At 67.6% G+C, this 25,466-nt stretch carries 23 protein-coding genes; 5 read left to right on the top strand and 18 right to left on the bottom strand.

Going from position 1 to position 25,466, the window contains the following annotated elements; genetic code table 11:
• Nucleotides 1–76 precede the first annotated feature (76 nt).
• The 5 genes from OG972_RS40930 to speB all read right to left on the bottom strand — a co-directional run bounded on the left by OG972_RS40930 (nt 77) and on the right by speB (nt 7,156).
• Nucleotides 77–475, bottom strand: a complete 399-nt coding sequence (locus OG972_RS40930) for a hypothetical protein (RefSeq protein WP_266991219.1) — start codon at nt 473–475, stop codon at nt 77–79.
• Nucleotides 472–1,326, bottom strand: a complete 855-nt coding sequence (locus OG972_RS40925; RefSeq protein ID WP_266991217.1) for an IS5 family transposase — start codon at nt 1,324–1,326, stop codon at nt 472–474. The genes OG972_RS40930 and OG972_RS40925 overlap by 4 nt, the downstream gene beginning before the upstream one ends.
• A 267-nt stretch (nt 1,327–1,593) precedes the next feature.
• On the bottom strand, nt 1,594–4,173 hold the full coding sequence (locus OG972_RS40920) for a DEAD/DEAH box helicase (protein ID WP_266991215.1): 2,580 nt from the start codon (nt 4,171–4,173) through the stop codon (nt 1,594–1,596).
• Between the two features lie 316 nt (nt 4,174–4,489).
• Complete coding sequence (locus OG972_RS40915) at nt 4,490–5,944, bottom strand: cytosine permease (protein WP_266991213.1); 1,455 nt, start codon at nt 5,942–5,944, stop codon at nt 4,490–4,492.
• A gap of 189 nt (nt 5,945–6,133) precedes the next feature.
• Nucleotides 6,134–7,156: an agmatinase gene (speB, locus tag OG972_RS40910; RefSeq protein ID WP_266991211.1), complete on the bottom strand. Its 1,023-nt coding sequence runs from the start codon at nt 7,154–7,156 to the stop codon at nt 6,134–6,136.
• A gap of 106 nt (nt 7,157–7,262) precedes the next feature.
• On the opposite strand from speB, the gene OG972_RS40905 reads away from it, so the two are divergent.
• Together OG972_RS40905 and OG972_RS40900 are read left to right on the top strand one after the other, a co-directional pair.
• Nucleotides 7,263–8,003, top strand: a complete 741-nt coding sequence (locus tag OG972_RS40905; RefSeq protein ID WP_266991209.1) for a TetR/AcrR family transcriptional regulator — start codon at nt 7,263–7,265, stop codon at nt 8,001–8,003.
• 71 nt (nt 8,004–8,074) lie between these two features.
• Nucleotides 8,075–8,329, top strand: coding sequence for a hypothetical protein (locus OG972_RS40900; RefSeq protein ID WP_266991207.1), 255 nt, complete (start codon nt 8,075–8,077; stop codon nt 8,327–8,329).
• Nucleotides 8,330–8,337: 8 nt separating this feature from the next.
• Here the strand turns inward: OG972_RS40900 and OG972_RS40895 are convergent, their stop codons facing one another.
• The 9 genes from OG972_RS40895 to OG972_RS40850 form a co-directional block, all read right to left on the bottom strand.
• A complete protein-coding gene (locus OG972_RS40895; RefSeq protein ID WP_266991206.1) occupies nt 8,338–9,582 on the bottom strand; it encodes a PP2C family protein-serine/threonine phosphatase in 1,245 nt (414 codons plus the stop codon).
• Nucleotides 9,583–10,926: 1,344 nt separating this feature from the next.
• The gene (locus tag OG972_RS40885; protein WP_266991205.1) at nt 10,927–11,667 is read right to left on the bottom strand and encodes a helicase associated domain-containing protein; all 741 of its coding nucleotides are present in this window, start codon (nt 11,665–11,667) and stop codon (nt 10,927–10,929) included.
• A complete protein-coding gene (locus tag OG972_RS40880) occupies nt 11,664–12,110 on the bottom strand; it encodes a transposase (RefSeq protein WP_266991204.1) in 447 nt (148 codons plus the stop codon). The genes OG972_RS40885 and OG972_RS40880 overlap by 4 nt, the downstream gene beginning before the upstream one ends.
• A 158-nt stretch (nt 12,111–12,268) precedes the next feature.
• Nucleotides 12,269–13,300, bottom strand: coding sequence for a hypothetical protein (locus OG972_RS40875; RefSeq protein ID WP_266991202.1), 1,032 nt, complete (start codon nt 13,298–13,300; stop codon nt 12,269–12,271).
• A 778-nt stretch (nt 13,301–14,078) separates the two neighbouring features.
• Nucleotides 14,079–14,978, bottom strand: coding sequence for an IS3 family transposase (locus tag OG972_RS40870; RefSeq protein WP_266991200.1), 900 nt, complete (start codon nt 14,976–14,978; stop codon nt 14,079–14,081).
• Between the two features lie 29 nt (nt 14,979–15,007).
• Nucleotides 15,008–15,304, bottom strand: a complete 297-nt coding sequence (locus OG972_RS40865; RefSeq protein WP_266991198.1) for a transposase — start codon at nt 15,302–15,304, stop codon at nt 15,008–15,010.
• A 160-nt stretch (nt 15,305–15,464) separates the two neighbouring features.
• On the bottom strand, nt 15,465–15,590 hold the full coding sequence (locus tag OG972_RS40860; RefSeq protein WP_266991196.1) for a hypothetical protein: 126 nt from the start codon (nt 15,588–15,590) through the stop codon (nt 15,465–15,467).
• A 72-nt stretch (nt 15,591–15,662) separates the two neighbouring features.
• Nucleotides 15,663–16,073 (bottom strand): Imm10 family immunity protein, encoded by a 411-nt coding sequence (locus tag OG972_RS40855; RefSeq protein WP_266991194.1) that lies wholly within the window; start codon nt 16,071–16,073, stop codon nt 15,663–15,665.
• A 444-nt stretch (nt 16,074–16,517) separates the two neighbouring features.
• A complete protein-coding gene (locus tag OG972_RS40850) occupies nt 16,518–17,018 on the bottom strand; it encodes a hypothetical protein (protein ID WP_266991193.1) in 501 nt (166 codons plus the stop codon).
• Nucleotides 17,019–17,273: 255 nt separating this feature from the next.
• Here OG972_RS40850 and OG972_RS40845 point away from each other — a divergent pair, with 255 nt between their 5' ends.
• Complete coding sequence (locus OG972_RS40845) at nt 17,274–17,480, top strand: hypothetical protein (protein WP_266991191.1); 207 nt, start codon at nt 17,274–17,276, stop codon at nt 17,478–17,480.
• A 654-nt stretch (nt 17,481–18,134) separates the two neighbouring features.
• A complete protein-coding gene (locus tag OG972_RS40840; RefSeq protein ID WP_266991190.1) occupies nt 18,135–19,490 on the top strand; it encodes a replication-relaxation family protein in 1,356 nt (451 codons plus the stop codon).
• Nucleotides 19,491–19,641: 151 nt separating this feature from the next.
• Here the strand turns inward: OG972_RS40840 and OG972_RS40835 are convergent, their stop codons facing one another.
• Nucleotides 19,642–20,178, bottom strand: coding sequence for an SMI1/KNR4 family protein (locus tag OG972_RS40835; protein WP_266991188.1), 537 nt, complete (start codon nt 20,176–20,178; stop codon nt 19,642–19,644).
• 380 nt (nt 20,179–20,558) lie between these two features.
• On the opposite strand from OG972_RS40835, the gene OG972_RS40830 reads away from it, so the two are divergent.
• Nucleotides 20,559–21,080 carry a hypothetical protein gene (locus tag OG972_RS40830; protein ID WP_266991186.1) on the top strand — a complete coding sequence of 174 codons (522 nt, stop codon included), beginning with the start codon at nt 20,559–20,561 and terminating at the stop codon, nt 21,078–21,080.
• A 186-nt stretch (nt 21,081–21,266) separates the two neighbouring features.
• Here the strand turns inward: OG972_RS40830 and OG972_RS40825 are convergent, their stop codons facing one another.
• The 3 genes from OG972_RS40825 to OG972_RS40815 all read right to left on the bottom strand — a co-directional run.
• Nucleotides 21,267–24,221, bottom strand: a complete 2,955-nt coding sequence (locus tag OG972_RS40825) for a tetratricopeptide repeat protein (RefSeq protein WP_266991184.1) — start codon at nt 24,219–24,221, stop codon at nt 21,267–21,269.
• 6 nt (nt 24,222–24,227) lie between these two features.
• On the bottom strand, nt 24,228–24,743 hold the full coding sequence (locus tag OG972_RS40820) for a hypothetical protein (protein WP_266991182.1): 516 nt from the start codon (nt 24,741–24,743) through the stop codon (nt 24,228–24,230).
• A partial coding sequence (locus tag OG972_RS40815; protein WP_266991180.1) for a helicase associated domain-containing protein occupies nt 24,744–25,466 on the bottom strand: 723 nt, incomplete at its 5' end.

The following is a 25,466-nucleotide window of genomic DNA, read 5'->3' as shown; positions in this document are numbered from 1 at the left end:
TGCCCGGACGGCAGCCGTAGACCCGCAGCACGTTCGAGTTGGGGCGACGGAAGGCTGACACCCGCTTTAGAGGGCGTTAAGTCCGTTTCTGGTAGAGACCTCGTCCGGGTTGGGTGAGGAAGCCTTGGCGGGTGAGGCGCCCGAGGCGGCTGCGGGAGACATTCATGGCCGGGTCGTCGGTGGGCATGCCGAGGAGTTCGTGCAGGTCCCGTACTCGGAATGCCTGGTCGGGGTGCTTGTTGAAGGCGTTCAGGATGGCCTGGTAGGCGCTGGCCGACTCGGGCGGTTCGGGTTCGCCTCCGGTCGGTACGAGTTCCGCGATGACCTTCCGGGTCGTGGCGAGGTCCGTCAGACGGGCCTCGGTCTCGGTCAGGGCGGCCGTCAGGTGCTCGATCTGGTCGCGCAGTTCGCCGGCCCGAGTGGTGGCCTCGTCGTGGCGGGCCTGGAGGTCCGCCAGCAGTTCGACGACGTTCACGCTGCCACCTGAAGGTCATCGCGCCAGGCTGGTGCGGGTGTGGTGAGGCGGCGGGTCATGTTCGCGGTGGAGACCCAGTAGACACGCGAGGCGGCGTTGTCGGGCCGGTGGTCGTATTCGCGGGCCAGGCGCCGGTGCAGCATCAACGTGCCGTTGACCTGCTCGACCACCCACCTTTTCGGCTGTGGGACGAAGCCTTTGCCTTGGTCCTCCGGGTTGCGGCGGACGACCTCGACGGTGATGTCCAGCAGTGCACCGTGGATGATGACCTCGTCCTTGAATCCCTGGTCCACCAGGGCCTTCTCCAGGCGCATCCCGCACCGATCCGCTGCCTGGTCGAGCAGGGCCACCCCGGCGGCGTTGTCGTGCGCGGAGGCGGCCAGGACGACGACACCGATGATCAGTCCCAGCACGTCGACGGCCAGTCCCCGCTTGCGCCCCGGCGTCCGCTTGTTGGCGTCCAGTCCCGTCGTGGTTTTCGGGACTCCCGCGGCCGCGCGCACGGACTGGGTGTCGATGACCACGAGGGACGGGTCCTCTAATCGGTGGGCCTTCTCCCGCACTTGGCAGCGCAGGAGTTCCTGGATCCGCTGGTCGAGCCCGTCCTTGCGCCACAGCGTGAAGTAATAGAACACCGCCGACCAGGCGGGCAGGTCATGGGGCAGGTAGCGCCACTGGCAGCCCGTCCGGTTCTGGTAGAAGATCGCGTTCACGACCTCCCGGAGATCACAGGTCCCGGGATCCTTGGTCGCCGACCGCGCCACACGGTCCTGTTTCCAGGACAAGATCATCGGCTCGATCAACGCCCACTGTTCGTCCGATAAGTCGCTCGGATACGGCCCACGCTCCATGCCGATATCCGAGCATGCACATGCCCAATCGCCGCCCCGAACGGCAACCAGTCACACGAACGAGCGATCACGAACCCAGAGAGATGGGACTTAACGCCCTCTCAGTGCGTCAGGTGTGGGGTTTGTTGTGTTCAGCTTGTTGTGGTTGGTGATTCGAGTGGTGACACGTATGCCGGTCTGGGGCTGACGTTTTTTGGTGATGATGCGGGTCAGTTGGTTGCTGGTCGGTATGACGTGTCCGGTTTCACCGCCCTGCTGCGCCCGCCTCTACGCCCATCCCACCCCGAGTTCGGCGAGGGCGGTGCGTTGTGCGTGGGTGAGTTTGTCGTGTCGGGTTTTGGTGTTGCTGATGAATACGCCGAGTTTCACGACGTGTTGCTGGCTGTCGATCTCGATGGGTTCCTCGTGTTTCCTCGGTACCGGTCGTTCGTGTCCTTCGCGCTGGAGGTATTGCGCGAGTGCCGCAATTCCCCGCCGGAACGCCGCTGACAGCTCACCACCTGCCTTGGCGGGGGTGGGTGCGGGCTGTTCTGCGGGTTTTACTCCCAGTCCGGCAAGTCGTTGCTGCTGCTCGCCGGTGAGCTGCGCCCAGGTGTGTGGGTTTCGCTGTTGTGCGAGCCACTTCCCCAGGTCATCACCTTCGTAGGTGACGCCGGGCTGGATCTCGGGGAGGTTGCCGCCGGGTTCGGTGTCGGCGAGGTCGGCGAGGACGCGGTAGTGGCGTTGCCAGTTGAGTGGCCACTCGCAGTTCCAGTCCGGGTCGATGGTGGCGAGCTGTGCGGCCCGGGTAGCTGCCCGCTCCGTGTCCTTGCCGAGGCCGCCTTTTCTGCGGAGGTTGGCCATGTGCTGCCCCACGGGTACGAGTTCGTTCTCGGCGTCGCCCCATACCGCGTCCTGCCTCGGGGCAAGGTGCTCGTGCGCACGGTGGTATGAGCGCAGCATCGCCAGCTTTGTCTCCCAGGCTTCCTCGCCCGGCTCCCACACCGTCCCGGCCTCGTCCAGCAGTTCCTTGCGATGGTCGTCCATCTCGCCCGCCCGCAGGGCCTTGCGCTGTTCGTGGACCCACCTCCCCAGGGGAAACGTGGTGACCCCGAGCTCGGTCTCCGTGTCATAAGGAACGGCGTAGAGCCCGGTGATCTCGTTCTCGGCCCGCCAGCGGCGCAGGGCTTGGTAGCCCTCGAGCCAGACCAGGGATTCGGGCCGGTAGACGCGGGTGCGCAGGAAGGCGGCGATGGTGGCGGGGTTGCGGGGGCTGGAGAAGTGCAGCAGCGCCGACTCCACCGCGGCCTCGGTGCCGTCCTGCTCCTGGTCCTCGCCGCCGGCCCCGACGATCCGCCCTTCGTCGTCACGCTTCACGTGCACCTTGCGCTCGTGCTTGCCGCGGGACAGGGCACGGGAGGCGAGCTGCTCAACGAGTCGTTCATCATGAGAGCGCAGCCCGTTCAATACGGCTACCAGGGGTGCAAACGAGGCTGAGGCGACCATGTCGCCCGGGTCCTCGCCCGGCTCCAGGAACACCGGCACGATGATGCGGGCGACCTTTGTGGTGCCGTCCGGGTTCGGGCGGAGCGCCCGGCCGATGTTCTGGACGATCTCGACCTGGGAGCCGCGGGTGTCCGCGAAGCAGATCGCCTCCACGCCCCGCTCGCCGACGATGTCGACGCCTTCGCCGAGGACGCGTACGGAGGTGAGGAAGGCGCGGTGGACTCGCTTGTTCTGGGCGTTGATGCCGCCTGCGAACTGGCGTAGGACTTCGCGTCGCTCGGATACGAGGTGGTCGCCGCACAGCCAGTTTGCCCAGACGCGGTCGGCGGGTACGTGCCGGTTCGCTTCCAGGTCGTAGAACTTCGCGTCGATAGCCGACGCGGGGAGCTCGTCAGCGTTTTTCAGCGCCTTGTCGGACGCCTCGGTGCGGTAGAGCTCGGCTGCTGTTTCGGGCAGCTTGGCCGCGAATGCGGCGGCCTCCTCGACCCGCTGGTGGAAGGTCATGACCGTGCGCAGATTGTTCGCCGCGGCGTGTTCCAGGAGGGCGGTCTGCAGGAGGGCCAGGCGCCGGCCGCGCAGCGCGTCTTCCGAGAGTCCCAGGATCGGGTCCGGGTCGCGGATTTCGAGGACATCAATCTCGAATCCTGCCAAAATGCCCCGTTCGATCGCCTCCGAGAGCCCGAGCTCGAAAATCCATTCGCCGTAGGGTCCTGCCGGGTCGCTTCGCATCGAGGCGATCTCCAGCTCCTGGCCGTCCTTTCCCTTCTGCGGCCGGGGCGCAGCCAGGATCCGGGGCGTGGCGGTGAGGTAGAGGCGGAAGTCCGCGGGGATCCGTTGGTTGTCGTGGATTGCTGCCCAGGGCCGGCCTACATCCCCTGCGGTTGCGTGGGCTTCATCAACTACCGCGAGGTCGAACGGGGCCATGAACTGGCCGTACAGGCGCTCGCCGCCTGCCAGGGCGGCCTCCAGCGGCCCGCGCACCTTCTGCTGGCCCAATGGGGCGTCGATGTCCTCGCGGTCGACGAGGGAGGCGTACGTGGCGAGCACGACGACCGGTCCGTGGCCGGCCCACAGGGCGAGTTGGATCGGGTTCGTGGTGGTCCGCACGCCGAGCTGCTCCAGGACGTCGTCCTTCTCCAGCGAGCAGACCGCGACCATGGGCGTGTTGTGGCCGACCCGGCGCCACGCCTGGGCGGTTTGCACGAGGAGGTCGAGGGTGGGCACCGTGACGAGGATCCGGCCGCCGGGGAAGCATTCCAGGGCGGCGGATGCGGCAGTGATCGTCTTCCCGGAGCCGGTCGCTGACACGACGGTGGCACGGGCACCCCCGGCGGGCACTGTGTTGCGTGCGGGGAATCCCACCCACTTGGGGATACTGTCGCGGGCTGCTCTAGGTGGGCAGGGAGAAGAGCTTTGACCTGGTGTTACTCAACTTGAGTGAGCGGTTGCGGTGGGTAGAGGGACGGCTGAGTGGTCTCGGTTGTGGGTGGCGTCGAGTGTCCTATGGGTGCCTGACCAAGGGCTATGCATGCGTCCTGAACATGGTCGGTTCGGTTGCTCAGTTTGAGCGGATGCTGCGCACTTTCATGGGTTCGTCAAAGCGACGAGTCCGTCTGGCCCGCCGGACGATGGTGGGCCCCGGGACCGAGGCCGGGCGCGGCTCGGTCCCGGCGCGGGGTTACGCGTCGGCGCGGGCCTGGGCGAGGTGGGCCGGGTACAGCCGCTTGAACAGCACCGCGTACAGTCCTGCGCCGATGATGGGTCCGACCAGCGCGGACAGGTCCGCTCCGCCGAGTGCGTCGGTGAGGGGGCCCTGGTACTTCGTGGAGTTGATGCACAGTAGCGCGGCGGTGGTGCCGAGGACCTGCGCGGTGATGCCGGCCCAGTTGACGCCCGCGTGGTACCAGTAGGCGCTGGTGGGGGTTTCGTCGTGCAGGCCGGGGCCGCGGTAGTGGTTGCGGCGCAGGATGAGGTCGGCGACGCTGATGGCCAGGCCGGGGCCGAGTATGGCGACGGTGAGTTCGAGGATGTGGCTGAGGGCGTCGATGAAGTCGGTGACGAACAGGGCGTACGCGGTGATGGCTACACCGGCGACGCCGTCGAGCAGGACGGCGGCCCACTGGCGGATCGGCAGGCCGACGGCTTGCAGGGCGAGGCCGGAGCTGTACATGGTGAGGATGTTGCTGGCGACCGAGCCGATGACGATCGCCAGCAGGAACAGCGGGTAGAACCAGCCCGGCACGATCTCCTCCAGGGAGACCTGGGGGTCTTCCATGTCGACGGCGGTGCCGGCGAGGACGCCGACCGCGCCGAGGATGACCGAGGGGATGAAGCCGCCCAGCGTGGTCCATCCGGCCACCGCGCGCGGTGAGGAGTCGGCGGGCAGGTAGCGGGCGTAGTCTGCGCCGGTGCCCCAGGACAGCGGGCCGGACGCGATGATGGCGAAGCCGAGCAGCGCCATCGCGAGCAGGTCGCCGCCGTGCGGGGCGCCCTCCGGCTGCCGTCCGGGCTCGGCGTGCGCGACGACGAATCCGGCGAGCACGGTCAGGGTGATGGTCAGCATCCAGGTGAACGCCGGGCTCAGGCGCACGATCAGGGCGTGGCCGTAGACGCTGACGACGATGGTGACGGCCGCCAGTACCAGGACGACGGCCCAGCGCGTCGCGGTGCCGACGGCGACGCCGAGCTGGTCGAGGAGCGCGAAGCCGGCGAGTGCGCCCATGGCGAGGTTGATGGCCTCGTACGCCACGCACACCGACCAGTTCGTGATCACGGTCGACACGCGGTTGCCGCGGATGCCGTACGTGGCGCGGGTCAGCACGCTGCACGGGGTGCCGGAGACCGGGCCGCTGATGGCGAGGATGCCGTTGAACGCCCAGAACAGGTTGCCCAGGACGACGACGAGCAGTGCCTGCCAGGTGTTGAGCCCGAGGAGGACCAGGGTGCCGCCCAGGACGATGGACAGGTAGTTCACATTCGACGCGGCCCAGACGAAGAACAGGTCGCGCGGGCGGCCGTGGCGCTCGTCGTCGGGGATGTAGTCGATGCCGCGCGTCTCGATGTGCACCGCGTCGCCCGAAGTGGGCGGCGGCGCGAGCTCGGTCGCGGTTCTGGCAGGTTCAGCGGTGGTCACGGGGTCCTCCGGTTCATACGGGTCGAACGGGCCAAGGAGTGCGGTCCAAAGGAGCGTTGCGGTGCCGGTGGTGCGGTCGGGTCGTACCGGGGGGCCTGCGTGGATGCGGGTGATGTGCAGGGTGGTCGCTGTCGCGGCAGGGTGTCCGCCACAGCGACCGCCGTGCAAATTACGGTCGGTGGAGTCGGGTCAGCTGGTGCGGTTGCGGGTGCCGCGTCCCTCCAGCAGCGGCCGGGCCGGCTCCCACGCGTCGCCGCGGCGGCGCGAGGCCATGCCGGACAGCGCTTCGAGGACGATGCGGTTGCCGAGGAACGCGGTGATGTCGGCGTGGTCGTAGGGCGGGGAGACCTCGACGACGTCGACGCCGACGATCGGCAGGTGGAACGCCAGGCGGCGGACGGTGTCCAGGAGTTGCCGCGACGTCAGACCGCCCGGCTCAGGGGTGCCAGTGCCCGGCGCCATGCCCGGGTCGACGACGTCGACGTCCACGGACAGGAACACCCCGTCGCACTCGTCGAGTGCGATGGCCATCGCCTCGTCCACGCATTCGTCCAGGCCGCGGGTGACGATCTCGCTCATCTCGTACGAGCGCATGTCCTGGTCGGCCATCCAGTCCAGCGTCTCGCCGTCGGGCCAGTAGCCGCGCAGGCCCATCTGCAGGAACCGGTCGCCGCGCACCGCGCCGGACTCCAGCAGGCGCCGCATCGGCTGGCCGTGGCCGTGCAGGTGCCCGAACTCGATGTGCGCGGTGTCCGCGTGCGCGTCGAAGTGGATGACCGAGACGCGGCCGAAGCCGTGGTGGCGGGCCACGCCGGTGATGTCCGGCAGCGCGATGGTGTGGTCGCCGCCCAGCACGATCGGGACCGCGCCGGACGCGGCGATCGTCGCGACGGCCTCCTCGATCGCCTTGATGCTGCCCTCGATGTCGCCCGCGAACATTTCCACGTCACCTGCGTCCAGCACACGCAGGTCACGCAGCGCGTCCACGCGCAGCGGCAGTGAGGGACGCGAGCCGTCGTGCGCGTTGTAGTCCGTCGACCGCATCGCACCCGGGCCGAACCGGGTGCCGGGACGGTGGCTCACACCGCCGTCGAACGGTGCGCCGACGATCACGACATCGGCGTCCGCGTAGGTCTCCGGCTCGTCCAGCGTGCAGGGGTCGACTCCCAGAAAGGTGATGTCGGGGCCGAACATCGCGCCGTAGCGACTCATATGTGCTGCTCTCCTCGCACGTTCCCCTGATGTTAAAGTCAGGGTCAGGAGCTTGACTTTAAAGTCAGTCGAGGAGTGAGGCAAGAGCTGTGCCAGGATCGACACCGTGAACGAGCAGGCAAGCAAGACCGACGGCGCGGCCGCGGACACCACCGGCGGCGCGCGGGAGGGCATCCTGCAGGCCGCCGTCGAACTGATCGCCAGGGACGGCTTCGACGGGGTCCGCATCGCCGACATCGCCGCCCGCGCCGGCGTCTCAAGCGCCCTGGTGCACTACCACTTCACCGGACGCGACCGGCTGCTGACCGGCGCGCTGGCGCACTCGCTCACCCGTGCCGAAGCCCGTCTGGCAGGCCGCATCCGACAGGCGGACCGCGACACCCCGCCCCAACGGCTGGCCGACCTCATCGACTTCGGACTCCCGCTCACCCACGACGACGTCCTCGAATGCCGGCTGTGGGCCGAACTGGAGATCCGTTCCTCGGGATCTCCCGAACTCGCCGCCACCCTGGCCGAGTTCCGCGCCCGGATGCTGGGACCGCTGACCACACTCGTCGAAGACGGCCTGCGCTCCGGCGACTTCCGCGACTGCGACCCGGCGGACGTGGCCACGGTCGCCCTGGCGCTCCTCGACGGCCTCACCAACCGGCTGATCACCGACGCGTCCACGCTCACCCTCGCCGACGCCCGCCGCCTCGCCGCCGGACAGCTCACCCTCGCCGTCCACCACGACAGCGACCTGCCCTTCCAGCCCCTGCCTGACCCCGGCACACCGCCCGCCGACCTGGCACCCCAACGCGCCACCCCCCGCCGCCGCCGCGCCCCACGCGCCCCGGCCCACCCCTGAAGCGCTGCGTGACTACCGATCCGTCCGGTTTCGCGCAGGCGCGCCCGGTTGTGGCGTTTTAGGGTTCGGGCGTGGCAGACACCCTGGCAGAGCTGGTCGGCATGCGGCGTGCGACGGACGAGGCGCACGTGCGGGTCATGGAACTGCGCGAGCGATTGGGGCCGCCGGCCACTGAGCCGTGGAGCGAGGCGCAGACGACGACCTACGAGACGGCATGGCGGGCGTGGCGTGACCTTGAGCGCGATCTGCAGGAAGCGATCACGCAGTACGCGAAGAATGAGGGCCTTGACCGCAACGACATCGAGCAGGCCGTGCGCAATGCCTGAGAAAATCTTCACTTCTGCAGGGCGGTGAGGTGGTCGGCGGCTTCCCCGCGCCATTCGATCAGGAAGAGGGTTGCGTCATCACTGGTGGACCCGCCGCGTTCCTGTTTGAGAGCTTGGGAGAGCTGGAGCGCCTCGGCCCGCATTCCTCCTTCCCGGTGTTCGAGTTGGTTGACGCAGCGGATGAGCCGTTGCTCGCCGAATGGTTGTCCGTGTGCGTCCCGTTCCTCGATCACCCCGTCGGTGTAGCACAGCACCCGGTCGCCCCGTTGGAGCTGGAGGTGGCTGATGGAGGGGCATGTACCGCCGAGGCCGACGGGCAGGGTGGTCGGGCCTTCCAGCTGGCGGATCACCTGCTTTTCCCGGATCAGTAGCGGTACGGGGTGGCCCGCGTTGACCCATTGGAACAGGCCGGTGGTGATGTCCAGGTTCATCATCTGTGCGGTGACGAAGTGGTCGGGCCCGAACTGTTCGGCGATGGCGTGGTCCATGTACAGGTACTTCTCGGCCAGGCCGATGCCGGCGCGTCTGGCATGCCGGTAGGCGCCGATGGCGACGGTCGCCATCGTGGCGGCGTCCAGGCCGTGGCCCATGGCGTCGATTACGGCTGCATGCAGGATGTTGTCGTTGAGGGTGTAGTCGAAGCTGTCGCCGGCGATGTCGTACGCGGGCTCGACGGCCCCGCCCACCGCGACCTGCGGCAGGGACATGGTCAGCGGCGGCAGCAGGGACCACTGCATTTCCGCGGCCACACTCATCGGCTCACGGCGGCGGGCCTGGAAGAGCCGGTCGGTGTAGGCATGCTTGGTCACCAGAATGTCGGCGACCAGACTCGCGAGCCGGCGCAACAGCCGCCGGTCGTCGTCATCGACGGCGTCCAGGGTGAGGGCCAGCACTCCCACCTCGTCGCTGCCGTCCAGCAACGGCAGATACATCCGCACGCCGTCCGCCTGCCAGACCTCGACGGGGGTGGCCCGCAGGAACGCCGTACCGGCCGGAAAGTCAGCGATCTCCTCGGGCTCGCCAATAAGGAGCCCCAGACCAGGCAGTGGCACCAGCAGCTCTCGCGCATAGTCCTGCAGGAGGATCGAGACCTCTCGGCCACCGATGCCGGCCACTTCTTCCGCGATCATCGGAGCGATCAACTGCGGCGGCATCTTGTGCGCCCGATCCAGCAGCCGACCCAGAAGCCGCTCACCGAATCCCTCCGACCGGTCCACCACCTTCTTGCCGGGCCGCCGCTCACGTTCCTCCACAGCCGCAGCCGCCCCTTCTGGCCTGACCGGCCGCAATCGTTCACCTTCGTGAGACATCGACCATCGCCCCAGAAATTCGCTCCCCTGATCATCGCCGCCGACAGCTGACTCACCGGCTGTGAGGGCTTCCATGGCCGGTGAATCACTCCACCAGTGCAAACGGGACCGGTATCGGGCTGAGGCTGAGTCAGTGAGGTTGCCACAAGGGCGGCGCCCCGGCGCAGGCAAGGCGATCTGGCCTGCCCCCTGACCGCACCCGACCGAATACCTTTCGTGCGTTCGCGCATGGACACGACACGTCGGGGTACGCGAAGCCTGCACAGACTGGGTCGATTGAGCCTGTGAACCCGGTGCTCGCATCGGAAATGCCCCCGTGACCAGTCGGCGGGTCACGGCGCGGCCGGCCGTCGCTGGGTCTCCTGGCGACGGCCACATCTCCTACAGGGCTAATACTTCCGTGGGTCCAGTCTGCGCGGCCTCAGCGAATCGGCGGCGTGCCTGCCGTGAGCGTGTGCGACATGGATGTTGGACGGGCCGCCCTGTCTGGTCCTGACCGGGCGCTGCTGCGTGTGGCTTGTCTGAGCGGGTTGCCGACCGGGGTGAGGCTTGGCCCATGTCCGGATACCTTCCGATCGTGATCTATCCGCCCGATGAGTCCGGCGGCCGCCGGGTGCGTGTCGACGGGGAGATCCTCGGCATGGCGCACAGCCTGCGGGATGTGACGGAGTTCCTGCGTCGGGCCGGCATGGACGACATCACCGAGGAAGACGTTCTCCGGGATGATCGACTGGCGTGGAGGCGGGCCGAACCTGTGGCCCGCCCCGCGGTGAGCGAGCCCCGGACGCACGAAACCGCCCCCCGTCTCAGCCATAGCCGTGGCCGGAGACAGGGGGCGGAGTGCTCGGGGGCGAGTTCGGACCCAGCTTGAGTCCGCCCCCCTCCCGAGTGTGGGGGGCGGAGTCGCCGTCCGGCCGCGGCCGGGGTGAGGGTTCGGTTCCGTGGACCGGACGACTCATCCACTCAACCAGCCCACATTCCCTTGACCAAACCCCACGTAGGCCATCCGGCGGTACGGCGAGGTCCGCCGTTGTCTGCGGTCCAGGCCGCCGCCGGGCATGGACGGTGAGATCAGAAAACGATGGTGGTCTCGAAGGTGTTGCGGGCGCGGCTGAGGTTGGACAGCTCCTCGACCGGGCGGATGACCGGGCCTCCTGCTCTGGTGCCACATGGCTCTGGCTCGACGCGTGGACGACGAACAAACCGCCCTGGTCGGAATTGGCCTGAGCGGCGCCTGACGGTGGGAAACTCGCGCGACGGGCAGCCCTCACCGCGCCGTGGGTCTGGTCATGCCGTGCCGCGGACAACGGTGACGGGCAGTGCGCGTGGTGCAGCAGTGCCTGGCTCACCGAACCCAAGAGCAGGCCGGCGGTGGTGCGTCACCCCGGGCACGATGTCGTCGAGGCCGGCACCGCCCTCGAGGAGTGTGGTGAGGCCGGTGTAGTGGCGTTGCCAGTCGACGGTCCAGCCGAGTTGTCCGGGGTTCCAGTCGGGGTCGATGGCGGCGAGCTGCTCGGCTCGCCGTGCTGCGCGTTCGGGGTCTTTGCCGAGTCCGTCGGGTCGTCTGAGGTTGGTGAGCCATTGTCCGACGGGTTTGTCGAGGGCGGTGGCGTGGCGGGGCGCGGCCAGCGTGCCGGCCTGTGCGTAGTAGGCGCGGGCGGCGGCGAGGTTCTCGGCGAACGCCGTGTCGGCGGTGTCCCACACCATGCCGAACTCTTCCAGCTCATCCGCCCGGGTACTGCACATGGTCCCGGCCCGGTACGCCCTTCTCTGGTCGGACAGCCACCGGCCCAACGGGAAGGCCGGCGACTTGTCCACGAACCGCTGCGAGCGCAGCACACTCAGCACCCGTTCCTGTTCCAGCTCGGACAGGGCCGCCGGGTGCGCTGCCGGCGCCCGGCGCGGCCCGGCCACGCGGGGCTTGGGGTGGCGCTGCCGGTAGACGGTGGCCCGCGAGCGGCCGGTCAGCTCGCAGGCCGGCTTGATCCCGACGACCGGCTCCAGGGCGGCGAACGCCTCGGTGATCACTTCGTCCGCTTGGGCTCGGAGTCCTCGCTCCCGGAGAGCAGTTCCAAGAGCTCGTGTGCTTTTCCCAGGATGGCCAGCGCCCTCTGGGACTTGGCCAGCTCGGCGGCCAGCTTCTCGTTCTCTGCCCGCAGCCGCTCGGCCTCCTTCTCGGCTGCGCTCTTGCCCGTCGGTCCGGACGGCTTGGCGGTCAGCGCATCCAGCGCGCCGGCGTCCCGGGCGGTCCGCCAGTCGAAGATGTGCGAGTGGTACAGCCCCTCCCGGCGCAGCAGCGCGCCCTTCGCGCCCGGTTCGGTCAGCCGCTCGTACTCCTCCACGATCCGAAGCTTGTACTCCGGGGTGAAGGACCGCCGCTTCGGCCCGCCCGCGCGGGGACCGCGCTTCTTCTTGCCCACGACCTCATCATCGGCCACACCGGGCTCAAGGTCGGCACTGCTCAGCGTCACGTTCGAAAGATCCTGTTCTCGCCCTGCTAACAACAGAAGACTCGATTGTCCTCATGTCTCACGAGAGTCTGACAGGGAGGGCATACGGCGGTCGGCGGGGAAACTCCCGTCGGCCGCCGCACTCGACCCTACCCGCCCGCACGCGGTCAGCGCCGGACTCAGATGGCTACTGGCCCCTGCCAGGGGCCGTTGTCCGTCTCCCAGGCCACGTGCAGATGGCCGTCGCTGCCGATGGCCATCGCGGTGAGTTGGCCGTCGTTTTGCCTGGCCAGTCCTATGCCGGAGCCGGGTTCAAAAGCGGCGTCTCCGAAAGCGACGGGCCCCTGCCAGGGGCCGTTGCCCGTCTCCCAGGCCACATGCATGCGTCCGTCGTGTCCGATAGCCACGGCTGTGAGCTGGTTGTCGTTCTGCTTTTCCGCAGCGATTCCCGCGTAGGAAGGAAACAGACCCTGGTCTCCGAAGCCCACGGGCCCCTGCCACGGGCCGTTATCGGTTTCCCATGCGACGTACATGCGTCCGTCGGCTCCCACTGCAAGGGCCGTCAATTGGTTGTCGTTCTGTGGTTTAACCGCTACGCCTGACACCGGGGCCAGGGCGTCCTCTCCGAACGCAACCGGTCCTTGCCAGGGCCCGTTGTTGGTTTCCCATGCGACGCGCATGCGTCCGTCTTCTCCCACGGCGAGAGCTGTCAGCTGGTTGGGGTTCTGCCTGGCCACTCCGACTGGCGAACCTGCGATGAAGGACGCTTCGCCGAAAGCGACCGGGCCCTGCCAGGGGCCGTTGTCCGTCTCCCAGGCCACACACATGCGTTGGTCATGGCCGATGGCCACTGCCGTCAGTTGGTTGTCGCTCTGTCTGCCGAGAGCGACCGATCCCTTAGGTTCAAGCACGCCTCTGGTGCCTGCCGGCACGGGCCCCTGCCAGGGGCCGTTGTCGACCACCCAGGCCACATAAAGCTGACCGTTGTCGCCTGCAGCGGCGGCTGTAAGCTGATTGTGATTCTGCCTCTCCATGGCTACGTCGGGAGAGTAAGGAAGGACGGGCTCGCCGAAAGCGACCGGGCCCTGCCAGGGGCCGTTGTCCGTTTCCCAGGCCACATGCATGCGTTCGTCGTTGCCGATAACAACGGCCGTGAGCTGATTGGGAGCTTGTTTGGCCAGTGCTACACCGGCCTGCCTAGCTACAACCACGACAGTCTCCTAACGTGAGGAGTCGTTGAACTTACGAGGATGCCGACGCAGGAAAGAGCGCTCGGCTATCGCCCGAACCCGACTGACCTCTCATACCGCACGAGGCTCACTCGCGCCGGTCCTCCGGCCGCTTGAGAGGGTGCATTAGTCACGTGTGCGGAGCTAAGCTTCCGGTTGGGTCAATTCCGCAGGTGAAGCACACCTTCCCTTCCACTGAAACGCTGTTGGCGGCCGCACGCAACTTCGTGAGTTGGGGCGCCGTTAAACAGACAGGACAGTGAAGGGTGCAAGGCCGTCTGCGACGGCGTCCGTCGCTTCCCGGCCCTCGGCCATGTCCCCTCCCCGGTTCGGTGATCAACCGGATCGTAGCGCCGGGGAGGGACGGGACCTGCTCGGGGTCAGGAGGCGGGAGCGGAGGGCTCGTTCGCCACGGCACCTCGTTCGGCCTCGGGACTGGTGGGCTCGCATGTTGAGGTGTCGCGTATTCAATGCCGCGAAGGAGTCCAGTCACTCAGTGTGTGTCCTCGCTCTCCGATGCGGCTGCGATGTGGCGACGACAGAGATCTGCTGAGGTGAGGTGCGGCTTGTCGAGAGCGGCCGAGTAGAGGTTCATCTCACGAGCTGCCTCGTCGAGGTGTGCCAGAAGACCAGCGGAAGCTCACAGCCATGCCCCAGATCGACAAAGTCGTCGAAGGCGAGTCCCAGTTCGTTGTGGTCAAGCCACTCCTGCACTCCGCTTGGGTCGATTGTCAATCCCCTGGAAACGTAGAGGCCTTCCTTACGCGGCTTGGTCCTTCTGATGGTGCTCGGCGCGTGCTTCGCTGATGGTGCGTTCGAACTCGATTGGCGGTAGGCCGGCGGCCCCGCTGTGGCGGCGGCGCGGGTTGTAGAAGTCCGTGATCCAGGTGGCGATCTTCAGCCGGGCCTCGGCGCGGGTGGCGAACTGGTGGCGGTGGATGTACTCGACTTTGATCAGCGAGTTGAACGACTCGGCGGCGGCGTTGTCCAGGGCTGATCCCACGCGCCCCATGGACTGCACCACGCCTAGCCTGTCGCACAGGTTGTTGTACGCCTCGCTGGTGTACTCGCTTCCGCGATCACTGTGAAAGATCACGCCGTCCACATCGCCACCGCGGACAGCGACCGCCATCTGCAGCGACGCTCCGACCAGCGCGGCGTCGTGGTGCGATCCCATCGCGTACCCGAGCAGGCGACGCGAGAACAGATCCAGGACCGTGGCGAGGTAGAGCTTGCCCTCACCGGTCTCGATCTCGGTCATGTCGCCGACCCACAGCACGTCGGGTGCGACCGCGTCGAATCGGCGATGCACCAGGTCAGGGGCGGCTCTTCGCTTGCCCTGACGAGTCAGCGAGCGTCGCCTGCGGGGCCGCTTACGGCCCTGCAGTCCCAGGTCGGCCATGATCTCGGCGACCGTGTTCACCGAGACCTGCCAGCCCTCGGCCCACAGGTCCAGGGTGACCCGCGGGGAGCCGTAGGTATCGCCCGACTCGCGGAAGAAATACGTGATCCTCTCCTCCAGCTGCCTCCTCCTGGCCTCGCGCTTCGTGGGCTCGGACGGTCGGCGGCGCCACTTGTAGAACCACGCCTCGGATACCCCGAGAGCGCGGCAGGCGACGGTGTGCGGGATGTCGTACTCGGTCCTCTGGTCGCTGATCACCCCAACGAGCAACGCCGGGTCCCCCTCAGCTACTTCACCCAAAGGACCATGCAGCGTTTGAGGACGTCACGCTCCATCTCGAGCTCCCTGATCCGCTTGTTCTTCTCCGCGTCCTGCCTGCGCAGCCGCGCCAGTTCCTCACGCTCGGGCACGCTCAGCGTCCCGTCCCCGCCGGCCTTCTTCGCCCTCGACACCCAGGTGCTCAGGGTGGTCTCGTTGATCCCCAGGTCCTTCGCGACCTGCGCGATCGGCCGACCGGTCTCGGAGACGATCCGCACAGCCCCCTCACGGAACTCCGCGTCGAACTTCCGTCGCTTCTCTGCCATGACCCCCAACTTCCCCTACAGTCACGGTCTCTACGCTACGAGGGGATGGTCAGGATGAAAGCGTCGGCGCTATCGGCATCGTCAACATGCCCGTGAGCGTCCATTGTGATGGCCGGCGCCCGTCCCTGAGAGGTGATCAGCCACGCGAGCACCTGTTCCGTCAGCGGGATTTCCCGGGGCCCTCGTCCTTCCAGTGGGCCCGCCACCCGCCACCAGGCACTGCGGCTACGACCTGGTCGGCCTTCTCAAGGCGGGAGAAGTCCTCGTAGTCCGTGACCGGACGCATGGCGCCTCGCTTGGGATTTCGGAATCGCTGCCGTACTCATTGGCTACCGGAGACTTTGATGCAGACTGGGGCCTACAGATCCACGCGCTGGGGCCGGTTTTCTTCTCGCCCGAACGCCAGTACTTGGACGAGGACATCGCGCATCCGCTCGATGTCCTCGTCCGGCACATCGAGCTGTGCTTCGATTGTGGTGTCAGCCAGCCCCAGATCGTCCAGCGAAGCGGGGTCCAGCGACACGGTGAGCAGCCCGTTCGACAGGGTCACCTCCCGGACACAGCCGTAGGCCGTCCCTTGGTCCTGCGTCACGAGGCAGTGGCTGTCGAGCCCCAGAGTCACGTTCTGACGGGATGGCTCGCCGATATTGCTCATGAAGAGCAGGAAGAAGCCATCGCCAGCCTCATCCTCCGCGAAGCCCGCTTGCATAACGTCGTTGTCGAGGTCGACTCCTGCCGCCACTACACGAGCGGTGAATCTGTGTGTCATGGCTGGGTTCTAGCAGGTGCTCCAAGCCAGTCAGCAGGCGGGGCCCACGCCAGAAGAAACGATGTCCAAAAGATGACGGTCCAGCCGGTCTGATTGAAGTAACGAAGATCCCCCGCCCCATCGTCGCGCATGGCAATGAGCACCATTCTGCGGCCACTTGCTCTGCACGTTCATCCGTACCCAACTCTGCACATACGCGAGTACGCCGACATCGGCCACAACGACCACCGCGACACCGACCGGAACACCCGGATCTTCGTCTTCGCCGTCCCGACGGCATCTGCCACACTGCCCACGTCGGCCACCGCTGGATCGACAACCTCAGCATCTCCAGCACCGTGAACAACATCGACCACCTCCTCCGCGCCTGCTACGCGGACAACGCGGCCTGACCCCCGTCAACCAGCGGGCCCACTGAGCGTCACGACTACCGGAGGCCGGTGACTACTCGCCGGCCTCCGCCAGACAGATCTCCTCCGTGAAGCCAAAGCCCAAGGCACACAGCAATGTTGGCACCAGAGCTTCCGCTGGCCCTGCCTCGGCGACAAGCGCCGCAAAGACGGCCTCAGGATCGGGCTGACGCCCGGCCTCCCTCGCCCACGCCGCCGCCAACTCCGTGACCTCCCGCGGATCGCCGATCCATTCTTCCGGAAAGTCATACCCCCGAGCCGCCTCCGGCCGCAGCGCGCATTTCCAGCTCAGCCCGCTCGGACTCGCCGCCTCCACGGCCGCGAAGTCGCCGTCCACGACATGCGCGGCCAGCACCGGCGCCCCCGTGTCCTCCACGATCGAGTTGCCAGGATCGCCCATCGGCCACACCTGCAGCATCTGCCATTCACCATCGCGCCACCACGCATATGGATCACCACCGGCCACTACGACCGCAGGAAGCTCAAGCAGCGGCCGGCCCGACCGCGCGACGAAGAAAGACCCGGTGAACCCCATGACCCCACACCCTAGGAGCCCCCACCGACACGCTCATCGCTCCCCACCTTCCCCACTCGGTTGAACCCCGGAAGAAGTGAGGAGGAGAAGCATGCCTGGCCAATTTCACAGATCCTCATCGCTCCTGCCCGTTGGATTCAGCCAGAGAAGCGCCGTGTGCCGCCAACGACGGGCAACTGCGTCACCGTGGCGGTCAGTTCGGGCTACACCAGAGGGTTGAGGGTGGAGCTTGCCTGTGACTGGAGGACTGGTCGGGTGCTGACGATCAACGTGGCGGTACTGCTCGCAGTCATTGTTGTCCTGCGGCTGCGCCGTCGGACACACTCCAGGAGCCGACTCGACGAGAAGTTCACCGTGGCCATCGTGCTGGCCCTCGGGGTGCTGATTGCCCCGACAGACCTCGGTCAGGGAATTCTGAGCGTCCTGACCCAGCTCGTGCAGGGCATCTCGCAGTCGGGCTGAGAAACCACGGCCGGTCGGCGGTGCGGCTGGCGAAGGTCGCCCGCCTGCCGGCCGTGGGTGCCATGGCTCCCGGGAGGGCGGTGACACGGCGCCGTTCCGGGAGCTTCAAGGGCTGGCGCCATTCAGGATCGGCCTGGGCGCTGCTGCTTCACTCTCCGTGCCGGGCGGGATGCCTGGGCTGTGACGCGCGAGCGGGTGGGGTGTTCGTCACCTGGTTGGCCCGCGGCCGGCTCGTCTGCTGGTGTCTGGTCGCCTATGGGACGTGGTGAGTGGTGTCCGGTGCAGCACCGGAGCTCTGCCGGTCTTTGGCCTCACTATCGAGCGGAGGGCCCGGTACTCGCCATGACAGTTTGCGTTCCGGGCGCTGGCTGGTGGGTGATCGGTGAGTGGCTGGTGAGTCGTCAGGCCCCGGTTGCGCCTTGTGGTTTTCCCTACACTTAGCCCTACAGTCGCCCCTACACTCTGCCCTACGGTGATCACTGGCGAGGTGACCGGTTGCTGTGCAGGTCAGCGCCTGGTTCGTGGCTTGCCCGCCGCTCCGACACCCCTTTGCCGACTGTTTGTTGTCGGTGAAGGGGACTTGAGGAGACGCGGTGGCGCGGGCCGCAGACAGTCGTGCTGTCCGCCGCGGTGCCGGCCAGGGACGGGGGAGTGATGGGTAAGGCGGAGTGGCCGTACAACTCGACGGCTCGGGCGCGTGGTCTGGTGTTGCTGGCGCTGGGGGTGGTGAAGGTCGCGACGGCGGAGCAGCTGCGGCAGTTGGTGCTGCCAGGCACGGCCGACCTGCAGACGGTACGTAACGCGTGCAAGGACCTGCGTCACGCCGGGCTCATGGAGTCGGTCGGCCGGACGTCCCGGCCGGGGGTGAACGGCCGGCCGGTGCGGCGGGACTTGTGGAACCTGACGACGGCCGGGCTGGCGGCGGCCGCGTCGGAGCTGGGGCGGCCGGTACGGGAGATGGGCGGCACCGCGAGGGATGCGGCGAAGGCTGGCGCCGCGCATGCTCTGGCGGTGACGGACACGATCGACGCGTTCCGCCAGTCGCCGCCACTGCCGACGAAGCCCGTCGCGCGCCGTACCACCCGCCCCGCACCCCAGCGGGTGCTCCCGGTTCGCCCGCGGGGGCTGGGGCATCTGCGGGGTTGGGAGACCGAGGTCGCCCTGCCGGTCGCGGGCACGTTCACGACACCGGCCCGGGGCAGCCTGCGTGCGGATGCGGTGCTGACGGCGCCGGAGGATCAGGTGCCGGTTTTGTTCGTGGAGGTCGACAACCACACCGAACCCGCAGCGGCCGTCGCCGCGAAGATCGACCGGTACCGACGCTTCTTCCTCCGCCAGGTCAAGGACCACCACGGCGGTGATATCCCGATGTGGTCGACGCTGTGGGACGACTCCGGCCGCGGCGGCTTCCCGCCCGTCGCGCTGGTGTTCACGAAGGACGTCGGCACACAGGCCCGGATGAGCCGCATCAAGACCATCCGCGATCTGTCCTGCACTTGCTGGCAGCCCCGCTGGCAGAACCCTCACGGCTGGTCACCCAATGACACCGAGGAAGACGGCTGGTGGGACTTCGCCGGCACGGTCCCCGTCATCGCCGCCCACCTCGACCAGCTACGCACCCACGGCCCCCATGGACCCGTCTGGTGGCGCTTCGGCCACAGCGATTGGCAGCCGATCACCGACGCCCTCACCAACGCCGGGACCGAAGAGGAGTACCACGCCCGCGGCGATAGGCGCCGCCAGGCGCAGGAAGCGGCCCGTGCCATGGAGGACCAGCGGCGGCGCGAGGAACTGGCCCGGTGGGATGCCACCTGGGAGTGCCCGTCCTGCCAGGCCGATGTCGAGCCCGGCACGGCGGGCCTCGACGGCTACCGCCCCACGCAGGGCGGTCTGTGCCCGGACTGCGAACAGACCCGTCGTGAAGAGGCGCAGCAGCGCGTCGCCGCTGAAGACATGGCCAGCACAAATGGCATCCTTGCCCGCCTGAAGGCCCGTGCCGAAGGGCGGTAACGGCAGTACACCCGCGCGATGGCTTCGTCGATCTCCAGGAACAGCGTTTGGCGACCGGTTCCGGAGGCAGTTGGTGATCACCTGGCTCACGGATCTCGATGAGAAACGACGGCACTGTCGTGTCCACGAACGTGGGACGGCCAGCCTCTCGTCAGAGCGGCTGGCCGTCGACGGGGGCGCCGGAGCCGGGCTTGAACGTCGTGCCGAGGTCGTACTGCGCGATCCCGAAAGGTTGAAAATCGGCATCGGCAAGGACGCGGTAGAGGAACTCAGAGGTGGACATGTCGTACCGGTCCCATGCGCCGACGTCATTGGACCGCGCAAGGACGGGGTAATCGCCCGGCCGCTCGGCATCGATCAGCCAGAAGTACTCGTCGGCCCATTCGGTGGAGCCCCACTCAACCAGCCCCTTGCCGCCCGGCGCGTAGATCGCATAGGGATCGACGCCGGAGACGCCTCCGAGCTTGCTGTCCTGGTCGACCGACAGGGAGACCCGCCACTGTGTCAGGAAGTCGAACGAGACGCCCTCGTCGCGCCCCAGAAAGTAGACGGAATCGCTGAAGACGCCGCCGCCGAACACTTCGTAGAGCTCCTTATAGTCCGTCGGCAGCGGAACCCCCAGCTCTCCCTCGATCGCCGCCCAGTCGACGGAGATCCCGAGTGGCTCCCACCCGGTCAGTTCGATCACTCGCTGAACCCACATACAACAATCTTTTAGCACCGGTCTTCGTTCCGATGTCCGTCAACCCCCTCGTCGCTCACGTCAAGATCGGCAGCAAGAACCTCGGTGCCTCCCAAACTCGTGGACATCACCCATCCCTGGATTGGGGTGCCTCCCAAACTCATCGACAAGTGACTTCACTACTGCTCGACAAAGCCAGCGTGGCTCTGTCCACGAGAACGGACAGCACTTCGACACCGGTTCGGGAGGCAGGACGCGCTTGAGAACGAAGCGGGATGTTCACGAGTTTCGACAGCACTCTGCCTTCCTCGCGGGCCCCGACGGGGTCGTTCGCGGCTGAGGTACGTTCGGCCCATGAGGCACTTCACTGATTCCGCGGTGGCCCAGTGAGCGGGTGGTGGGCCTATCTGGAGGATCAGACCCGCCAGGAGGTCGACTCGGACGTGCTGGGCGATCGCCGACTCATGGCCGTCAAGGCCGTGTGGGAGGCGCTGCGCCCACTGGGGCTGGGTCTGCGGGAGGCGGAGCAGGTCGTCCACGAGCGCTATGAGTTCTTCGGCGACCGCGTGCGGTACCCGCAGCCCGTTCCGCTCGACGTGCCCTCACTCGCGGCCCGTGCTGCAGCTCATCCGGGCCGGGTGGCCGCGGTCGAGGCCTTCTGGGACGGCGACACCGTCCACGACTGGTTCGTGCTCCTGGTCGCAGTCCTGGAGGATCCATCCGGGGAAGGCCACTTGGCGACCGTCTACCGCCGGCCTGGCCGGCCTCCACCGGGGACCGCTGCCGACAAGGCAGGACGAGCCCTGGCCCGCTACCTCGAAGTGCCGTTCCACTTCCTGTCCCCGGACGCCCCTGACGACGAGGCCCCACGCTGGCAGACAGTCCAGCGTCTGTCCGAAGGCCCTTGATCGGGAACTCCAAGCGGATCCCGGACAGGCTCGGGATCAAGGCTGGCCACCGGGTGCCTCCCGTTCTCGTGAACAGCGAGCCCGGGCCAATCCGGCCACCTCCCGGAACGCTGAACAACTGCTGTCGAAACTCGTGAACATAGCCAGCCGGTCAGCACTGCTGGCGAGGGGAGTGGTGAGAGGTCGTTACGGTTCTGGGGTGTCTGCGCCTGTGCCTCTTGCGTTGGTGCGGGAGGTGGTGGCTTCCTCTTCTGCGCCGGCTTGGGTGTACGCGGTGGCGGAGTGGTTCCAGGCGTCCGTCACCTGTTGGGGATCGGCATGGGCTGCGGTGAGGGTGGTGGCCAGCTCGCCCCATGCCTGGCCGGTACGGAACCAGTCCTCTGCCGCGGCCAGCATCTCAGCAGCCCGCTGCCCGGCCGCTACGGCCTCCTCGAAGCGCTCGAGACCACGGTAGGCGGTGCCGAGGTTGTTCCAGGCGGTGGCTTCGCCGTGGGTGTCGCCGGTCTGTTGGTGGAGGTCGCGGGCGGTTTGGTGGGCGTCGAGGGCTTCTTCGTAGCGCCGTAGTTTCTTGAGCACGGTGCCGAGGTTGTTCCAGGCGGTGGCTTTGCCGTGGGTGTCGCCGGTCTGTTGGTGGAGGTCGCGGGCGGTTTGGTGGGCGTCGAGGGCTTCTTCGTAGCGCCGTAGTTTCTTGAGCACGGTGCCGAGGTTGTTCCAGGCGGTGGCTTTGCCGTGGGTGTCGCCGGTCTGTTGGTGGAGGTCGCGGGCGGTTTGGTGGGCGTCGAGGGCTTCTTCGTAGCGCCGTAGTTCCTGGAGCGTGCCGCCGAGGTTGTTCCAGGCAATCGCTTCGCCGTGGGTGTCGCCGGTCTGTTGGTGGAGGTCGCGGGCGGTTTGGTGGGCGTCGAGGGCTTCTTCGTAGCGCCGTAGTTCCTGGAGCGTGCCGCCGAGGTTGTTCCAGGCGCTGGCTTTGCCGTGGGTGTCGCCGGTCTGTTGGTACAGGTCGCGGGCGGTTTGGTGGGCGTCGAGGGCTTCTTCGTAGCGCCGTAGTTCCTTGAGCGCGCCGCCGAGGTTGTTCCAGGCAATCGCTTCGCCGTGGGTGTCGCCGGTCCGCTGGCAATGAGTGAGATCGATACGGTGGGCGTCGAGGGCTTCTTCGTAGCGCCGCAGTTCCTTGAGCACGAGGCCGAGGTTGTTCCAGGCGGTGGCTTCGCCGTGGGTGTCGCCGGTCTGTTGGAACAGGTCGCGGGCGGTTTGGTGGGCGTCGAGGGCTTCTTCGTAGCGCCGCAGTTCCTTGAGCACGAGGCCGAGGTTGTTCCAGGCGCCGGCTTTGCCGTGGGTGTCGCCGGTCTGTTGGAACAGGTCGCGGGCGGTTTGGTGGGCGTCGAGGGCTTCTTCGTAGCGCCGCAGTTCCTGGAGCGCGCCGCCGAGGTTGTTCCAGGCGCCGGCTTTGCCGTGGGTGTCGCCGGTCTGTTGGTACAGGTCGCGGGCGGTTTGGTGGGCGTCGAGGGCTTCTTCGTAGCGCCGCAGTTCCTTGAGCGCGCCGCCGAGGTTGTCCCAGGCGCCGGCTATGTTGCGGGTGTCGCCCATGGCGTGGCAGGCGTCGAGGGCGAGGGAGCGGACCATTACGAGGTCCTGCAGACGCCGCCGCCACACCAGGTACCGGCCTAGCGCAAAGCCCAGAGATACGCCGGTTTCTGTGGTGGCTTCGGTGTGGGCGGTAGCGATCAGGTTCTCGCGTTCGGCGTCGAACCAGGCCAGTGCCTGGGCCCGGCCGGCGAACTGGGAAGCCACTACGGTGCCGGGGGGCTTGAGGTGGGTGTCGGCTGCTTCGGCGAGTTGGACGTAGTGGTCGGTGAGGCGGGCGCGGGCCTGTTCGTAGCGTCGGCGCGGGACACGTCCACGGCCAATGAACGCGTCGGCCTGTTCGTGGGCGTAGGCGCGCAGGAGGTCGTGCATCTGCCACCGGCCGCGGATCGTGCCGCGTTCGATCAGATGGCTGGCCGCCAGCCGCCCAAGCAGACGTTCCGCGGCTGCCTGCGGCAGGTCGGCCAGGACAGCGGCGGCGGTGGTGGAGATGTCGGGGCCGGCGTTGAGAGACAACAGACGGAACAGGTCCTGTTCCTGGGGCGGGAGACGGTCGAAGGACTGGTCGAACGTGGCCCGCAGACTGCGTTCACCATCGTTCAGCCCGTCCAGAAGTCCTTCCGCGTGATCGAGGGATTCTGCGCGTTCGGCGAGCGGCTGGCCGGGGTCTCCGGCCAGGAGAGCCGCGGTGATCTGCAGCGCCAGCGGCAGGTAGCCGCACGCCAGAGCGAGCTGCTCAGCGGCTGCCGGTTCCTGATCGACCCGCTGATCGTCGGGATCGTTGCCCTGCAACGCCCCTTTCAAGAGAGCGACGGCGTCGTCGGGCTGCAGACGATTGACGGTGCGCATCCGCCCGAGCCCGGGAAGACTGTGCCGGGAAGTGACCAGCATCCCGTGGTCTCCCGGCGGCAGAAGAGGCCGGACCTGCCCGGCAGTGGAGGCGTTGTCGGCGATCACCAGCAACCGCTCACCTGCCCGCTCCCGCGCGTTCAGCTGCGACCGGTACAAGACTTCCCGCTGTGCACCGGGCGGCGGAAGATGCTGGGGACGCACACCCATCGACCGCAACAGCGCTTCAAGAGCATCGTCAGCCTGCGCCGGGTGAGGGTCGTAGCCACGGAGGTCGACCAGCAGAAACCCCGTGAACCACCCCCGCTCCTGCGCGGCGTGCCCTGCGGCGTGGGCGAGGGTCGTCTTGCCCACGCCGCCCCAGCCCGACAGCACCGCAACCGCCGACTGGCCGGTCGCACGATCGGGATCGAGCACGTTCAACAGGAAGGTGGTGTCGTCGTCCCGGCCGGTGAATCCTTCTGGCAGGGGCGGCAGGGCGTCCAGCGCGGTCGGCACCGGCGCGTACTGCTGCACGAACGTGTTGTTCTGGGTGCCGCTGCCCTGCGTCGGTCCGGACAAGGTCGACTCCCGGAAATCGACCCGCTGCCCAGGCACCTTCCCGGGCGACAGGCCGGCGCGCCCGGCTGATCCAGGCTGTGCGCCCCTGCGCATCGCGCCCTTGGCACCGGCCTTCTTCGTCTTGTTCTTCGGTTTGTTCTTTCCGCCCATGCCGGTCTACCGGTGGAAGTGGTTGTTCTGCGTGCCGCTGCCCTGCACCGGCCCCTCGAACGTTGCGTTTCGGAAGTCGTTGTGCACCGTTTCGGACGGCTGGGCAGCGTCGGCCTGGGCGACCAGGGCTTCCAACTCGGCCACTACCTGTTGCCGTTCGGTGTCGGGCAGCTCTTCCAGGAGGGTTTCGAGCCGGGTCTGCCATACCGCGACTTGCGCGATACGGACCTGCTCGGCTTCCGCACCGTCCTGTGCGGCTTCCAGCACTGCCCGTGTACGGTCCAGGCGTTCCAGTACCGCCTGCTCGCGTCCAGCTTCGCCGTGACCGAACAGCCGGGCCACCCCGCTGCGGATCCCGTTCCACGCGTCCGTTCCCGCGGCCTGCACGACCGCGCCGCCACCCGCGGCCGCCGCAGCGATGAGTCCCTCGATCAACACGACATTCCCCCACATCACCAGAAAGAACCACCAGCCTAGTTCGCCCACCCCCTGCCGACCCCGGATTCGCAGCACCTGGGTCATCTACATCGCCCAGTCGTATCCGAGTTCGGCGAGGGCTGCGAGCTGCTGCTCGGTGAGGCGGTCGCGGCGGCTTTTCTGGTTGCTCAGAAATACGCCCAGGCGTACGGAGGTGCCGTCGGGGAGTTCTTCGACGTGCTGCCTTCCGACCACGTGTTTCCCTTCCCGCGCGATGTATTGCTGGAGGGCTGCTACGCCCCGCTGGAACGCGTCGGAGCCCTTCGTTGCCCCAGCCTTCGTGTTGGTTTGCGTTGCGGTCTTCTGGGGCCGTGCAGCCGGTTTCATGCCCATCTCGCTCAGGCGGTGTTGCTGTTCGGTGTTGAGTTGCGTCCAGTCCCGTGCCTGCCGTGCGAGCCAGCGACCGATGTCGTCGCCCCGGTACGTGACGCCGGGCAGGATCTCGTCCAGTGTTCCGCCGGCCGCGAGGAGGGCGTTCAGGCCGGTGTAGTGGCGTTGCCAGTCGACGGTCCACCCCAACCCTCCCGGATTCCAGTCCGGGTCGATCGCGGCCAACTGCTTGGCGCGCCGAGCAGCTCGCTCGGGGTCCTTGCCAAGTCCGCCGGGCCGCCGGAGGTTGGTGAGCCATTGCCCGACGGGTTTGTCGAGGGCGGTGGCGTGGCGGGGTGCGGCCAGGGTGCGGGCCTCTGAGTAGTAGGCGCGGGCGGCGGCGAGGTTCTCGGCGAACTGTGCGTCGGCGGTGTCCCACACCATGCCGAGCTCTTCCAG

It is taken from the genome of Streptomyces sp. NBC_01669 (assembly GCF_026339735.1).
Taxonomy (GTDB): domain Bacteria; phylum Actinomycetota; class Actinomycetes; order Streptomycetales; family Streptomycetaceae; genus Streptomyces; species Streptomyces yanii.
Note: the sequence above shows the minus strand (reverse complement) of the source record. Positions and strands in the feature narration are given on the sequence as shown.

Excerpts from the sequence above, each read along its gene's own strand:
- speB (WP_266991211.1), bottom strand. The coding sequence starts at position 7,156 with ATGAGTCGCTACGGCGCGATGTTCGGCCCCGACATCACCTTTCTGGGA.
- OG972_RS40850 (WP_266991193.1), bottom strand. The coding sequence starts at position 17,018 with ATGGGGTTCACCGGGTCTTTCTTCGTCGCGCGGTCGGGCCGGCCGCTG.
- OG972_RS40925 (WP_266991217.1), bottom strand. The coding sequence starts at position 1,326 with ATGGAGCGTGGGCCGTATCCGAGCGACTTATCGGACGAACAGTGGGCG.
- OG972_RS40840 (WP_266991190.1), top strand. The coding sequence starts at position 18,135 with ATGGGTAAGGCGGAGTGGCCGTACAACTCGACGGCTCGGGCGCGTGGT.
- OG972_RS40825 (WP_266991184.1), bottom strand. The coding sequence starts at position 24,221 with ATGGGCGGAAAGAACAAACCGAAGAACAAGACGAAGAAGGCCGGTGCC.
- OG972_RS40820 (WP_266991182.1), bottom strand. The coding sequence starts at position 24,743 with ATGACCCAGGTGCTGCGAATCCGGGGTCGGCAGGGGGTGGGCGAACTA.
- OG972_RS40860 (WP_266991196.1), bottom strand. The coding sequence starts at position 15,590 with ATGCGTCCGGTCACGGACTACGAGGACTTCTCCCGCCTTGAGAAGGCC.
- OG972_RS40865 (WP_266991198.1), bottom strand. The coding sequence starts at position 15,304 with ATGGCAGAGAAGCGACGGAAGTTCGACGCGGAGTTCCGTGAGGGGGCT.
- OG972_RS40855 (WP_266991194.1), bottom strand. The coding sequence starts at position 16,073 with ATGACACACAGATTCACCGCTCGTGTAGTGGCGGCAGGAGTCGACCTC.